Source organism: Sphingomonas adhaesiva (genome assembly GCF_002374855.1).
Taxonomy (GTDB): domain Bacteria; phylum Pseudomonadota; class Alphaproteobacteria; order Sphingomonadales; family Sphingomonadaceae; genus Sphingomonas; species Sphingomonas adhaesiva.
On the sequence record NZ_NWVC01000008.1, the window covers coordinates 58,924 to 72,478 of the forward strand.

13 protein-coding genes are annotated in these 13,555 nt (G+C 68.9%); 11 read left to right on the forward strand and 2 right to left on the reverse strand.

Translation table 11 applies throughout. The features are described 5' to 3' along the window. The first annotated feature begins 29 nt into the window (after window positions 1–29). Complete coding sequence (locus tag COA07_RS14490) at window positions 30–1,676, forward strand: thiamine pyrophosphate-binding protein (RefSeq protein ID WP_066711306.1); 1,647 nt, start codon at window positions 30–32, stop codon at window positions 1,674–1,676. A gap of 76 nt (window positions 1,677–1,752) precedes the next feature. Here the strand turns inward: COA07_RS14490 and COA07_RS14495 are convergent, their stop codons facing one another. Next, window positions 1,753–1,935 carry a CsbD family protein gene (locus tag COA07_RS14495; RefSeq protein ID WP_066711307.1) on the reverse strand — a complete coding sequence of 61 codons (183 nt, stop codon included), beginning with the start codon at window positions 1,933–1,935 and terminating at the stop codon, window positions 1,753–1,755. A gap of 78 nt (window positions 1,936–2,013) precedes the next feature. Then, window positions 2,014–3,009, reverse strand: a complete 996-nt coding sequence (thiS, locus tag COA07_RS14500; RefSeq protein ID WP_083956881.1) for a sulfur carrier protein ThiS — start codon at window positions 3,007–3,009, stop codon at window positions 2,014–2,016. Between the two features lie 74 nt (window positions 3,010–3,083). Here thiS and aroQ point away from each other — a divergent pair, with 74 nt between their 5' ends. The 10 genes from aroQ to COA07_RS14550 all read left to right on the forward strand — a co-directional run bounded on the left by aroQ (window position 3,084) and on the right by COA07_RS14550 (window position 13,515). Beyond that, entirely contained in the window at window positions 3,084–3,518 is a 435-nt protein-coding gene (gene aroQ / locus COA07_RS14505; protein WP_066711308.1) for a type II 3-dehydroquinate dehydratase, read from the forward strand. A gap of 35 nt (window positions 3,519–3,553) precedes the next feature. Next, entirely contained in the window at window positions 3,554–4,042 is a 489-nt protein-coding gene (gene accB / locus COA07_RS14510; protein ID WP_096641289.1) for an acetyl-CoA carboxylase biotin carboxyl carrier protein, read from the forward strand. A gap of 5 nt (window positions 4,043–4,047) precedes the next feature. Beyond that, window positions 4,048–5,400, forward strand: coding sequence for an acetyl-CoA carboxylase biotin carboxylase subunit (accC, locus tag COA07_RS14515; RefSeq protein ID WP_066712829.1), 1,353 nt, complete (start codon window positions 4,048–4,050; stop codon window positions 5,398–5,400). 99 nt (window positions 5,401–5,499) lie between these two features. Next, window positions 5,500–5,958 carry a nuclear transport factor 2 family protein gene (locus COA07_RS14520; protein ID WP_066712831.1) on the forward strand — a complete coding sequence of 153 codons (459 nt, stop codon included), beginning with the start codon at window positions 5,500–5,502 and terminating at the stop codon, window positions 5,956–5,958. A gap of 451 nt (window positions 5,959–6,409) precedes the next feature. After that, window positions 6,410–7,231, forward strand: coding sequence for a class I SAM-dependent methyltransferase (locus COA07_RS14525; protein ID WP_066712838.1), 822 nt, complete (start codon window positions 6,410–6,412; stop codon window positions 7,229–7,231). A gap of 118 nt (window positions 7,232–7,349) precedes the next feature. After that, on the forward strand, window positions 7,350–8,054 hold the full coding sequence (locus COA07_RS14530; RefSeq protein WP_245842174.1) for a hypothetical protein: 705 nt from the start codon (window positions 7,350–7,352) through the stop codon (window positions 8,052–8,054). 10 nt (window positions 8,055–8,064) lie between these two features. Next, entirely contained in the window at window positions 8,065–8,385 is a 321-nt protein-coding gene (locus COA07_RS14535; protein WP_066706350.1) for an ArsC/Spx/MgsR family protein, read from the forward strand. A gap of 110 nt (window positions 8,386–8,495) precedes the next feature. Next, the gene (locus tag COA07_RS14540; RefSeq protein ID WP_083956656.1) at window positions 8,496–9,818 is read left to right on the forward strand and encodes a phospholipase D-like domain-containing protein; all 1,323 of its coding nucleotides are present in this window, start codon (window positions 8,496–8,498) and stop codon (window positions 9,816–9,818) included. A gap of 251 nt (window positions 9,819–10,069) precedes the next feature. Continuing rightward, the gene (purL, locus tag COA07_RS14545) at window positions 10,070–12,274 is read left to right on the forward strand and encodes a phosphoribosylformylglycinamidine synthase subunit PurL (RefSeq protein ID WP_066706348.1); all 2,205 of its coding nucleotides are present in this window, start codon (window positions 10,070–10,072) and stop codon (window positions 12,272–12,274) included. Then, entirely contained in the window at window positions 12,271–13,515 is a 1,245-nt protein-coding gene (locus COA07_RS14550; protein WP_083956654.1) for a DUF418 domain-containing protein, read from the forward strand. Before purL ends, COA07_RS14550 begins: the two co-directional genes overlap by 4 nt. The last annotated feature ends 40 nt before the right edge of the window (window positions 13,516–13,555 follow it).

Here is a 13,555-nt window from a genome sequence, read left to right on the forward strand (position 1 = left end):
GGCTTGTCGGTACGGCTACACCGTGCGGCATGGAGAGCAAACGCACCGGCGGCCGGGTTCTGGTCGATAATCTCGTCGCGCAAGGGTGCGACCGGATCTTCACCGTGCCGGGGGAAAGCTTCCTCGCGGTGCTCGATGCCCTGCACGACACCCCGGCGATCGACGTGGTGACGTGCCGCCAGGAAGGCGGCGTCACCTTCATGGCATGCGCCGACGGGACGCTGACGCACCGCCCCGGCGTCGCGTTCGTCACGCGCGTGCCGGGCGCGACCAATGCCGCGATCGGGGTGCATGTCGCGATGCAGGATTCGCAGCCGATGATCCTGTTCATCGGCGACATCGACCGCGGCACGCGCGACCGCGAGGCATTTCAGGAGATCGATTTTACCGCGATGTTCGCGCCGATCGCCAAATGGGCGGCGCGGATCGACGATGCGCGGCGCATCCCCGAATATGTCGCTCGCGCCTATGCCACCGCGATCGGCGGGCGCCCCGGCCCGGTGGTATTGGCCCTGCCCGAGGACATGCTGCTGGACGAGGTGACCGCGGTCGATCGCGCCCGCGTCGAGCGGGTGGCGCAGGCGGTGGACGCCGATGCGCTGGATCACCTGCGCGACCTGATGGTCACCGCCGAACGGCCGGTCGCGATCGTCGGCGGCGCCGGCTGGGACGCGACCGCAGCAGGCGCCTTCGCGGTATGGGCGACCCATGCCGGCGTCCCCGTCGTCGCGGCGTTCCGCCGGCAGGATGCGGTCCCCAACGACTGCCCCGCCTATGCCGGCAATCTGGGCTATGGCCCCAATCCTGCGGTGCTGGCGCGCGTGCGGGAAGCGGACCTGCTACTGGTGGTCGGCGCCCGGCTGGGGGAGGCGACGACGGACGGCTATACGCTGGTGACGCCGGATCATCCCGGCCAGCGGCTGATCCACGTCCACCCCGACCCGGACGAGCTGAACCGCACCTATGCCACCGATCTGGCGATCTGCGCGGGCATGGCCGAGTTCGCCGAGGCGCTGCTGCCGATCGACGGCCCGGTGGTGTCGCACACCGCCGCGGCGCACGATGCCTATCGCGAATGGACCACCGCCCGCCCGCGCGACGGGGTGACGCTGGATCTCGGCCCGTGCGTCGCGGCGATGCGCGCGCGATTGCCGGCGGACACGATCGTCTGCAACGGCGCGGGCAATTTCTCCGGCTGGTGGCATCGCTACTGGCGCTATGCCGGACCGGGAACGCAGCTGGCGCCTACCGCCGGCGCGATGGGCTATGGCGTACCCGCCGCGGTCGCCGCGGCGCTGCGCCGGCCGGGACGGATGGTCGTGGCGGTAGCGGGCGACGGCGATTTCCTGATGAACGGCCAGGAACTGGCCACCGCCGTCCAGCATGGCGCCGACATGCTGGTCATCGTGGTCGACAACGGTACCTACGGCACGATCCGCATGCACCAGGAGCGCGAGTTTCCGGGGCGTCCGTGCGCCACGCGGCTCGCCAACCCGGACTTCGCCGCACTGGCGCGGGCCTATGGCGGCTGGGCGGAAACGGTGGAGACGACCGCCGCCTTCGGACCCGCGCTGGACCGCGCAATGGAACAGACCGGGCTGCGGCTGCTCCACTGCAAGACCGACGTCGAGCAGATCACGGCCGGAACCACGCTGAGCGCGATCCGCGACCGCTGAGCAGCGCACAGCAAAAGGGCCGCCCCGTCGAACGGAGCGGCCCCATCCTTCCGGTGCGACCCGAAGGAAAGACTGGTCAGATGTCGTCGCCGAGCGCGCCCTTGACCTTGCCCTTGAACTGTTCGCCCTTGCCCTGCGCCTGCTGCGCCTGGCCTTCGGCCTTCAGGCTTTCGTCATGGTTGTGCTCGCCAAGCGCTTCCTTGGCCTTGCCCACCATCTCGTTGACATTGCCCTTGATCTTGTCGACCAGCTCGCCCATCGCCTTACTCCATTACTGGCTGTTGAACCGATGGCCTAAGAACGGCGGGCGGCGCGGGATGTTCCGCGCCAAAATGACCTAGATCAATCCGGCGAGGGGGCTGGACGGATCGGCGTAGCGGCGCTGGCCCATGCGCCCGGCGCAATAGCTCATCCGCCCGGCCTCCACCGCCGATTTCATCGCCGCGGCCATCAGCACTGGGTCCTTCGCCTCCGCGATCGCGGTGTTCATCAGCACCCCGTCGCAACCCAGCTCCATCGCCACCGCCGCATCCGACGCACAGCCGACGCCCGCGTCAACCAGCACCGGCACGTTCGCCCCCTCCACGATCAGCCGGATCGTCACGCGGTTCTGGATCCCCAGCCCCGACCCGATCGGCGCGCCCAGCGGCATGATCGCGACCGCGCCGGCCTCCTCCAGCTGCTTCGCGGCGATCGGATCGTCGACGCAATAGACCATCGGCTTGAAGCCTTCGCGCACCAGCACCTCGGTCGCCTTCAGCGTCTCGCGCATGTCGGGATAGAGCGTGCGCGCCTCGCCCAGCACCTCCAGCTTGACGAGATCCCAGCCGCCCGCCTCGCGCGCCAGCCGCAGCGTGCGGATCGCCTCGTCCGCGGTGAAGCAGCCGGCGGTGTTCGGCAGATACGTGACCTTCTTCGGGTCGATATAATCGGTCAGCATCGGCGTGTTCGGATCGCTGACGTTCACGCGGCGCACCGCGACGGTGACGATCTCCGCCCCGGACGCCTCCAGCGCGGCGGCGTTCTGCGCGAAATCCTTGTACTTGCCGGTGCCAACGATCAGCCGCGAGCGGAACGTGCGCCCCGCGACCGTCCATGTATCCGCATCATGATCGCCGCCGCCGACAAAGTGGACGATCTCCAGCTCGTCGCCGTCCTCGACCATGACCTGCGCCAGCGTGGAACGGGGCACGACCTCCAGATTGCGTTCGACCGCGACCTTTTCGGGGACCAGCCCCAGCGATTGCGCCAGATCGGCGATCGAAAGGCCGGCGTGAACGCGCTTGTGTTCGCCGTTCACGGTAATGGTGATGGTGCCGTCGCTATGGGTCATGCCCGCCACTTAGGGTGGGCGGGCGGACGGGGCAACGTTGCGCTGCGCCGCGGACGGTGCGATGACCTGCGCGCATGAGCGATACCGTCTTCGTCCTCAATGGCCCGAACCTGAACCTGCTCGGCACGCGCGAGCCGGACATCTACGGCCACGACACGCTGGACGATATCGCCGGCGCGCTGGAGGACCGGGCGCGCGAACTGGGGCTGGCGATCGACATGCGCCAGTCCAACCACGAAGGGCATCTGGTCGACTGGCTCCACGAAGCGCAGGCGTATGACGCACGCGCCATCATCCTGAACGCCGGCGCCTTCACGCACACCTCGATCGCGGTGCACGACGCGATCAAGGCGATCCGCACCCCGGTGATCGAGGTGCATCTGTCCAACCCGCACACGCGCGAGGAATTTCGCCACACGTCCTTCGTCGGACGCGCGGCGAAGGGCAGTATCGCCGGGTTCGGCGCTTTGTCGTATATGCTCGCGCTTGAAGCAGCGGCCCGCTTCTGACAGGAGGCGCGCCCTAATCTAGGGGAATGGGTCGCATGACCGACAACAACAATCCGGGCGCGATGCAGGTCGATGTCGATCTGGTCCGCCAGCTTGCCGAGCTGCTCGACACCACGCAGCTGACCGAGATCGAAGTCGAGGACGGCGATCGCAAGATCCGCGTCGCACGCAAGGCCGCCGCGGTCGCCGCACCGGTCCATTACGCGCCGGCACCCGCCGCCGCAGCGCCGGTCGCCGCCGCGGGCGCCGCGCCGCAGGTCGACGTCGCCGGCCCGTCCGCGCCGTCTGATGCCAATGCGGTGCGATCGCCGATGGTCGGCACCGTCTACCTGGCCGCCGAGCCCGGCGCCAAGCCGTTCGCCGCCGTCGGGCAGAGCGTGGCGGCGGGCGACACGCTGCTGATCGTCGAGGCGATGAAGGTGATGAACCCGATCGTCGCGCCCAGCGCGGGCGTGGTGAAGGCGGTGCTGGTCGAGAACGGCCAGCCGGTCGAGTTCGACCAGCCGCTGGTCGTCGTCGAGTAAGCGGCGTGGCGCAGATCAAGAAGCTGCTGATCGCCAACCGCGGCGAAATCGCGCTGCGCATCCATCGCGCGTGCCGCGAGATGGGGATCAAGACCGTCGCGGTCCATTCCACCGCCGATGCCGATGCGATGCACGTGCGGCTGGCGGACGAGGCGATCTGCATCGGGCCGCCCGCGGCGACCGACAGCTATCTGAACATCCCGAACATCATTTCCGCGGCGGAAATCAGCGGCGCGGACGCGATCCATCCGGGCTACGGCTTCCTGAGCGAGAATGCGAAGTTCGCCGAGATCGTCGAGCTGCACAATCTGATCTTCGTCGGGCCGAAGCCGGAGCATATCCGGGTGATGGGCGACAAGGTGGAGGCCAAGCGCACCGCCGGTGCGCTGGGCCTGCCGCTGGTACCCGGCTCCGACGGCGCGATCAGCGACGTCGCCGAGGCCAAGGCGCTGGCCGAGCGGATCGGCTATCCCGTCATCATCAAGGCCGCCAGCGGCGGCGGCGGGCGCGGCATGAAGGTGTGCCAGTCGGCCGACCAGCTGGAAACGCTGATGCAGCAGGCCGGGACCGAGGCGAAGGCGGCGTTCGGCGATGCCACCGTCTACATGGAAAAGTACCTCGGCAATCCGCGGCACATCGAATTCCAGATCTTCGGCGACGGCAACGGCAACGCCATCCACCTGGGCGAGCGCGACTGTTCGCTGCAGCGCCGCCACCAGAAGGTGCTGGAGGAGGCGCCCTCCCCGGTGATTTCCGCCGACGAGCGCGAGCGGATGGGCGGGATCGTCGCCAAGGCGATGGCCGACATGGGCTATCGCGGCGCGGGGACGATCGAGTTCCTGTGGGAAGACGGCGAATTCTACTTCATCGAGATGAACACCCGCCTGCAGGTGGAGCATCCGGTGACCGAGGCGATCACCGGGCTGGACCTGGTGCGCGAGCAGATCCGCGTCGCCGAGGGCCACCCGCTGACGTTGCGGCAGGAGGACGTGATCTTCCGCGGCCATGCGATCGAATGCCGCATCAATGCCGAGGACCCGCGCACCTTCGCCCCCTCCCCCGGCCTGGTGAAGCAATATCACGCGCCGGGCGGGATGCACGTGCGCGTCGATAGCGGGCTGTATGCCGGCTACAAGGTGCCGCCCTATTACGACAGCATGATCGCCAAGCTGATCGTCTACGGCACCACGCGCGAGGGCGCGCTGCGCCGGTTGCGCCGCGCGCTGGAGGAATTCGTGATCGAGGGGATGAAGACCACCATCCCGCTGCACCAGGCGTTGCTGGACGATCCCGAGTTCCGCGAGGGCCAGTATACGATCAAGTGGCTGGAGGAATGGCTGGCGCGGCAGGAGGGGTAATTCCTGCCCGCGCGGCCGGTGGTGCGGCCGGGGCGGGGCATTGCGCGCGGTGACAGTTCGGCGCACGATGCCATTCTGTCCCATTGCGAAGGCGTTGCCATGCGTCCTGCCACCCGTCTGATCGCCGCCGCTTTGGCCACCCTCGCCCCGCTGACCGTCGCAGCGCAGCTGGCGCCCGGCGTGCGGATGCCGCCGGAGATCGGCGCGGCCTATGGCCGGCTGGGCAAGGCGATGATGGCGCATGACGCCGCCGGGGTGCGCGGCGTCTGGGCGGAGGATTTCATCGTCAACTCGCCCGCCAACCGGGTCTTGCGGCGCGAGGAGGTAATCGCGGCGATGGCCGACGACCTGCTCGACTATAAGGATTTCCACAAGCATATCAACGCGATCGACCAGAAGCCGGAGGTGACCGTCGTCATGGGCTATGACACGATGGTGCCGCTGAAAGGGCCGGGCGCGGGACGGCAGGTGACGCGGCCGTTTACCGATGTGTGGGCCAAACGCGATGGCCGCTGGCAGCTGATCGCGCGACAGGCGACGATCGCCGACGCCAGGTGACCCCGTGCGGGCTGACCGGCGCGAATGTTGCGAATGTTGAGACGCCGGACGGGTTTTTCCGCGAATGTTGAGGCGCGCGGGTGGCGCGTCACCGATGCGACCGCGGGCGGGCGGGCGGCGTGCCGTTCGCGGCGAGACTGGACGGTGAGAAGGAGCGTCGGCCCGTGTGCCTGCCCCCGTGTGCCTGATCGCGCCGGTGTAGGACAGCGTTCGACGCGGCGGGCGGCGCTGACCGCCAGGCGTTGCACCGCCGACCAACCTCGCCTTCATCCCGCCACGACTTCCCGTTTCCCTGCCCAGACCCGTCGGTTTCGGGAAAGCACGATCGGGCACAGCTTTCGGGAAAACGACGCTCGCGGGAGTCCGTCAGCGTGATGGGGGCGCGGCGGGATTCCCATCACAGGTTCCCAATGGGGAACGGTGAGGCTTGCTGCGTGGCCCCTGCCGAGCGATGACCGGCCCGCAACTTCTAACCGAGGCCATCATGTCTGGCAGTGAGCAAAGCTATCTTCGCGATGTTCAGTATCGCTTCCCCGATAGGTTGAAGGCGCGATCGATCCTGCATACCCGCTACGGTCGGGGCGACTGGTTCGAATGGCTGGCCTCCAATATTCCGCTACCGGCGGGCGGTGTCATCGCCGACGTGGGTTGCGGTGCGGGATCGTTCTGGACGAACGCACCGCAAAGTGTGCCATCCGACCTGAAGCTGCGTCTGTTCGATATTTCCGAAGGCATGATAGATGCCGCCCGCGCCTCCATCGCCGCCATGCAGCGGTGGCACGATGTTGAGGCTTCCGTCGCTGACGCGGTTGCGCTGCCGATGACCGCTGCCAGCGTGGACACAACGATCGCGATCCACATGCTCTATCACCTGACCGACCCCGCTTCCGGGCTGAAGGAAATGGCGAGGGTTACGCGCGGAGGCGGTGTCGTGGCTGTGGTACTAAACCCGGCAGGCACGATGGCGGAGCTGTCGGCGCTGGCGCGCGCACCGTTCGGAGGCGAGACTGATCCTCGGCCGGAGCCGCTGTCGTCGGAGCAAGGGCTTACGCTCATGCAGAGGGAGTTCGCCAGCGTCGATGTGGTCAGGTACGACGACGAGCTTCGCGTGACCGATCCCATCGATCTATTGGGCTATCTCGGTAGTCTACCGATCGCTGACAAGCCGGGTGTCATGGATAAGCTGGCGGCTATCGTTCAAGACGCCTTCCGTAGAACGGATGGCGTCTTCACCATCACCAAGGCATCCGAACTGCTCATAGGACGCAGATAACTGACGGCGTAGCCCTTTCCCGTTCCCCGATCCTTCCCGGAAGACCCGCGACCGTCATCAGCGCATCGCCCGCCACGCGCCTCTACCCCCTTCCCCCTCACCCCGCCGCCGCGCTAGCATGGCGCGCATGTTCATCGGCCATTACGCCCCCGCCTTCGTCGCCGCCGCGCTGCCGGGGCGGGCGCGGCCGCGGCTGGGGGCGGTGTTCGTCGCGGCGCAGCTGGTGGATGTCGCGTTCTTCCTGTTCGTGCTGGCGGGGGTGGAGCATATGCGGCTGACCCCCGGCCATACCGCGATGAACGCGGGCGATTTCTGGTCGATGCCGTACACCCACAGCCTGATCGGGACATTGGGGTTCGCCGCGGGCTGGGCGGTCATCGCGCGGCTCAGGCGGCAGTCGTGGCGGGTCGCGTGGATCGGGGCGGCGGTGGTGGCATCGCACTGGCTGCTCGATTGGCTGGTCCATGCGCCCGACCTGACGTTGCTGGGTGCGGGCCATCGCTACGGGCTGGCGCTGTGGAACCGGCCGCAGATCGAGATGCCGCTGGAGCTGGGGCTGATCGCGCTGGCGGTCACCTTCTACGTCACGCGGACGCGCGCGATCGGGTGGCAGGGGCGGGTCGCGCCGGTCGTGCTGGTCGCCGTCCTGGTGGCGGTGCAGGCGATCGACTGGACGACGCCGCAGCCCGCCGCGCCGGTCGATCCCGCGCCGCCCTCGCTCGCCGTCGTCGCGCTGGTCGCCTATGCCGTGCTGGCGGGGCTGGCGTGGTGGACCGGGCGCGTGCGGCGCGTTCGGGCTGGACCGGCGGTGTCCATGCTGTAGGACGGCGCCCATGAAGGCGACCATCTGGCACAACCCGCGCTGTTCGAAGTCGCGTCAGGCACTTGCGCTGCTGGAAGAGGCGGGCGCGGCGGTCACGATCGTCGAATATCTGAAGGCGCCGCCGACGCGCGACGAGCTGGCGCGGCTGTACGATCGCGCCGGCATCGCCCCGCGCGACGCGCTGCGCAAGGACGCGCCCGCGGTCGCCGACGATGCCGCCGCGCTGGACCTGATGGCGCGCGATCCGGCGACGATCGAACGCCCGCTGGTGGAGACCGACAAGGGCGTGCGGCTCGCCCGCCCGCCCGAGCTGGTGCGCGAGATCCTGTGACGCGCGCGCCCTTCACGCTGCCCGACGCCGCCTTCTGGCGACGTGCCCGCGCCACCCGCGCGAGCGTGGTGATCGACGCCGACGCCTATTTCCGCCGCGCGCGCGAGGCGATGCTGAACGCCAAGCACCAGATCCTGCTGGTCGGATGGGATTTCGACGCGCGGATCACGCTGGCGTTCGGGGAGGATCACCCGGAGGCGCCGACCGATGTGGGCGACTTCATCGGCTGGCTGGTGAAGCGGACGCCCGGCTTGCAGGTCTATATCCTGCGCTGGGACAAGGGCGCGCTGAAGACGCTGTTCCGCGGGCGGACGTTGTGGACGCTGTTCAAGTGGCGGTTCTTCCGGAAACGGATCCACCTGCTGCTGGACGGGCACCACCCGGTCGCCGCATCGCACCACCAGAAGATCGTGGTGATCGACGACGACCTGGCGTTCTGCGGCGGGATCGACATGACCGACGAGCGATGGGACACGCGCGCGCACCGCGACGACGACCCGCACCGCCGGTCGCCGTCGGGCGGGGCGTACAAGCCGTGGCACGACGCCACCACCGCGCTGGAGGGGCCGGTCGCGGTCGCGCTGGGCGAATTGTGCCGCACCCGCTGGGAGATCGCTGGCGGCGAGCGCGTGGCCCCGCCGCCGCCGCGCGCCGGCGCGTGCTGGCCGGAAAGCCTGGCGGCGGACTTCACCGACGTGGACGTCGCGATTTCCCGCTCGCAGCCCGAACATGGCGGACTGCCCGCGATCCGCGAGATCGAGGAGCTGTACCTTTCGCTGATCGCGGGGGCGCGGACGCGCATCTACGCCGAGAGCCAATATTTCGCATCGCGCCGCATCGCCGAGGCGATCGCGCGGCGGGTGGCCGAACCGGACCCGCCCGAGATCGTCGTCGTCAACCCGGTGACCGCGCAAGGGTGGCTGGAGCCGCTGGCGATGGACACCGCGCGTGCACGGCTGGTGGCGGAGATCGAGAAGCGCGACCATCGCGACCGCTTCCGCCTGTACCACCCGATGACCGCGGGGGGCGAGGCGATCTATTGCCACGCCAAGGTGCTGGTGGTGGACGATCACGTCATCCGCGTGGGTTCGTCCAATTTCAACAACCGCTCGATGCGGCTGGACACCGAATGCGACGTGACGATCGCGCAGGAGCCGGAGACGATCGCGCGCATCCAGGCGGATCTGGTCGCCGAGCATCTGGACGCGCCGATCGCGGATGTGGCGGCGGGGATCGCCGCCGACGGGCTGATCGCGACGATCGAGCGGCTGCGCGGCACGGGCAAGACGCTGGTCCCCTATGCGCCGCCAGAGCTCAACGACGTCGAGCAGTGGCTGGCGGACAACGAGGTGCTGGACCCCGAAGGGCCGGAGGAGATGTTCGAGGCGTTCGCCAAGCGGCCGGGGCTGCTGCGGCGGTTGCGGCGGAGCTGACACACCTCGGCGAAGGCGACCCCCTCCCCTTTCATGCCGGACCCTTCGACTTCGCTCAGGAGAGCCGTGTTCCGGCATCCACCGCGCCGCACATCCGCAAAGGGTTACTTTTGCGGCACGGTGGACCCCGGAACAGGTCCGGGGTGACGATGCGTGCGGTCTAGGCGGCTCGCATCGCCGCACGTACGGCGGCGCCACGGCGCGCCTTCTTCCATCTGGCATCCCCCGCCCCATGCCGCTATGCGCGCGCCATGACCGCCATCACCCCCGAGATCGTCGCCGACCACGGCCTGTCGCCTGAGGAATATGACCGCGTGCTCCACGCGTTGGGGCGCGAGCCGAACCTGGTCGAGCTGGGCATCTTTTCGGTCATGTGGTCAGAGCATTGCAGCTACAAGTCGAGCCGCATCCACCTGAAGAAGCTGCCGACCACCGGCCCGCAGGTGATCTGCGGCCCGGGCGAGAACGCCGGCGTGGTCGATATCGGCGACGGGCAGGCGGCGATCTTCAAGATGGAGAGCCACAACCACCCGTCGTACATCGAGCCGTATCAGGGCGCGGCGACGGGCGTGGGCGGTATCCTGCGCGACGTGTTCACGATGGGCGCGCGGCCGATCGCGAACATGAACGCGCTGCGCTTCGGCCGGCCCGACCATCCCCGGATGCGCCACCTGATCGCCGGCGTCGTCCACGGCATCGGCGGCTACGGCAATTGCGTGGGCGTGCCGACGGTGGGCGGCGAGGTGAACTTCCACCCCGCGTATGACGGCAACATCCTGGTCAATGCGATGACGGTGGGCATCGCGCAGACCGACAAGATCTTCTATTCCGCCGCGTCCGGCGTCGGCAATCCGATCGTCTATGTCGGCAGCAAGACCGGGCGCGACGGCATCCACGGCGCGACGATGGCCTCGGCCGATTTCGGCGAGGATGCCGATGCCAAGCGCCCGACGGTGCAGGTCGGCGACCCGTTCACCGAGAAGCTGCTGATCGAGGCGTGCCTGGAACTGATGGCGTCCGACGCGATCGTCGCGATCCAAGACATGGGCGCCGCGGGCCTCACCTCCTCCTCGGTCGAGATGGCGAGCAAGGGCGGGGTCGGCATCGAGCTGGTCATGGACGACGTGCCGCAGCGCGAGGAGGGCATGACCCCCTATGAAATGATGCTCTCCGAATCGCAGGAGCGCATGCTGATGGTGCTGAAGCCCGGCCGCGAGGAGTTCGCCAAGGCGATCTTCGAGAAGTGGGAGCTGGACTTCGCGGTGATCGGCACGGTCACCGATACCGGGCGCATGGTGCTCAAGTGGCACGGCGAGACGGTGTGCGACATCCCGCTCGCCCCGCTGGCGGACGAGGCGCCGCTGTACGACCGCCCGCACGTCCCCACCCCGCCCGCCAGGGCGCTGGTCGACGTGCCGGAGAGCAAGGATCCGGCCGCCGACCTGCTGGCGCTGATGGGATCGCCCGATATCGCCAGCCGCCGCTGGATCTGGGAACAATATGACCACATGGTCGGCGCGGACACCGTGCAGCGCCCCGGCGGCGACGCGGCGGTGGTGCGCGTCCACGGCACCGACAAGGCGCTGGCGATCACCACCGACTGCACCCCGCGCTATTGCTTCGCCGACCCGGTGGAGGGCGGCAAGCAGGCGATCGCCGAGGCGTGGCGCAACCTGACCGCGGTGGGCGCCAGTCCGCTGGCGGTCACCAACTGCCTGAACTTCGCCAACCCGCAGCGCCCGGAGATCATGGGCCAGATCGTCGGCTGCCTGGAGGGGATGAGCGACGCGTGCCGTGCGCTCGACTTCCCGATCGTGTCGGGCAACGTGTCGCTCTATAACGAGAGCAAGGCGACCGGGGGCGGTTCGGCGATCCTGCCCACCCCCGCAATCGGCGCGATCGGCCTGCTGGCGGACTGGCAGAAGAACATGACGATCGCGTTCAAGCAGACCGGCGACATCATCGTCGCGGTCGGCACGCGCCACGGGCATCTGGGCCAGTCGCTGTGGCTGCGCGAACTGCACGGGCGCGAGGAAGGGCCGCCGCCGCGCGTCGACCTGGAGGCGGAGCGCCGCACCGGCGACTTCATCCGCGCCGAGATCGCGGCGGGGCACCTGAGCGCCGTCCATGACGTGTCCGACGGCGGCATCGCGGTGACGATCGCGGAGATGGCGCTGGCGGGCAACATCGGGGCGATGATCGACCGCGCGCTCCCCTACGACACCGCCGCCGCGCTGTTCGCGGAGGACCAGGGCGTCTATATCGTCACCGTCCACGACCATGCGCTGCTCGACTTCCTGCAGGCGGCGCTGGACGCGGGCGTCGAGGCCGAGCCGCTGGGCCGCACGATCGGGACGCGCGTGATCTTCGAACTGCGCGACGGCGATTTCTGCGTCCCGCTCGACGAGCTGCGCCGCGCGCACGAAGGGTTCTTCCCCGCACTGATGGGTGGATGACGCCGGGCGATCCCCCCGCCCTCGCGTCGGAGCCGCCGGCCGGCCCCGCGCCGCGGATCGCGCAGCTGGACATCATCCGCGGGCTGGCGGTGATGGGCATCCTGGTCGCCAACCTGCCGGCCTTCGCGCTGCCCGCCGCCGCCTATTTCTCGCCATTGGCGTGGGGCGGCACCGGCATCGCGGACCGGGCGGCGTGGTTCGTCACCTTCGTGCTGGTCGAAGGCAAGATGCGCGGGCTGTTCTCGATGCTGTTCGGGGCGTCGATGCTGCTGGTGATGGACCGCGCGGCGGCCGGCGGGCGATCCCCGGCAGCGGTGCATCTGTCGCGGATGGCGGTGCTGTTCGTGATCGGGCTGGTGCACCTCTACCTGATCTGGTGGGGCGACATATTGGCGCATTATGCGCTGGTCGGCACGATCGCGCTGGCGTTCGCGCGCGCGCGCATCCGCTTGCTGCTGTTCACCAGCGCCGTACTGCTGCTGATCGACCTGTTGCTGGCCACGTCGGTCGCGGCGATGCTGGTGGCGACGCCCTCCCCCGCGACGGCGCCGATGACCGCGGCGGTGGTGCAAGGGTTCGGCGTGCCGCCGCGCGGCGAACTGATCGCGGAGATCGCGGCGTATCGCACGTCCTTCGCCACCGCCGCGCGGTTCCGGATCGCGCATGCCGGCACCCCGCTGGACGGCCTGTACATCTTTGGCCTGCAGACGCTGAGCGCGATGCTGCTGGGGATGGCGGCGTTCCGCTCGGGGTTCCTGACGGGGGCATGGTCGCGGCGCGCCTATCGCCGGATCGCGGTGATCGCGCTGGGGACCAGCTTGCCGCTCTATGCGCTGCTGGCGTGGCATTCGATGGCGGGCGGGTTCGGGTATCGCCGCATCTTCCTCGCCTCGATCGTGCTGGGGCCGGCGCTGCGCCCGGTCACGACGATCGGCTATGCCGCGCTCGTCCTGCTGCTGCTGCGCGCCGACGGGCGGTGGAGCGCGCGAATCGCCGCGGTGGGGCGCACCGCGTTCAGCAACTATATCGGCACCTCGCTGGCGATGCTGCTGCTGTTCACCGGCGCCCACCAATTCGGCGCATGGTCGCGCGCATCATTGTATCTGCTCGCCCCGCCGGTCTGGATGGTCATGCTGTGGTGGTCGCCGTGGTGGCTGGGGCGCTTCGGCCAGGGGCCGCTGGAGCGCGTATGGCGTCGTCCCGCTGACGCCCCATGGAAGATGCGAACGAGACGCAATTAGACTTGCGACCGGATCGCAGTAGCGATAATGTCCGTCCCAG

Bases quoted from the DNA above. Each gene is read 5' to 3' on its own strand.
- aroQ (WP_066711308.1), top strand. From the start codon at position 3,084: ATGAGCGATACCGTCTTCGTCCTCAATGGCCCGAACCTGAACCTGCTC.
- COA07_RS14530 (WP_245842174.1), top strand. From the start codon at position 7,350: ATGGCGCGCATGTTCATCGGCCATTACGCCCCCGCCTTCGTCGCCGCC.
- COA07_RS14490 (WP_066711306.1), top strand. From the start codon at position 30: ATGGAGAGCAAACGCACCGGCGGCCGGGTTCTGGTCGATAATCTCGTC.
- purL (WP_066706348.1), top strand. From the start codon at position 10,070: ATGACCGCCATCACCCCCGAGATCGTCGCCGACCACGGCCTGTCGCCT.
- COA07_RS14525 (WP_066712838.1), top strand. From the start codon at position 6,410: ATGACCGGCCCGCAACTTCTAACCGAGGCCATCATGTCTGGCAGTGAG.
- thiS (WP_083956881.1), bottom strand. From the start codon at position 3,009: ATGACCCATAGCGACGGCACCATCACCATTACCGTGAACGGCGAACAC.
- COA07_RS14540 (WP_083956656.1), top strand. From the start codon at position 8,496: ATGCTGAACGCCAAGCACCAGATCCTGCTGGTCGGATGGGATTTCGAC.
- COA07_RS14520 (WP_066712831.1), top strand. From the start codon at position 5,500: ATGCGTCCTGCCACCCGTCTGATCGCCGCCGCTTTGGCCACCCTCGCC.
- COA07_RS14495 (WP_066711307.1), bottom strand. From the start codon at position 1,935: ATGGGCGAGCTGGTCGACAAGATCAAGGGCAATGTCAACGAGATGGTG.
- accB (WP_096641289.1), top strand. From the start codon at position 3,554: ATGACCGACAACAACAATCCGGGCGCGATGCAGGTCGATGTCGATCTG.
- COA07_RS14535 (WP_066706350.1), top strand. From the start codon at position 8,065: ATGAAGGCGACCATCTGGCACAACCCGCGCTGTTCGAAGTCGCGTCAG.
- COA07_RS14550 (WP_083956654.1), top strand. From the start codon at position 12,271: ATGACGCCGGGCGATCCCCCCGCCCTCGCGTCGGAGCCGCCGGCCGGC.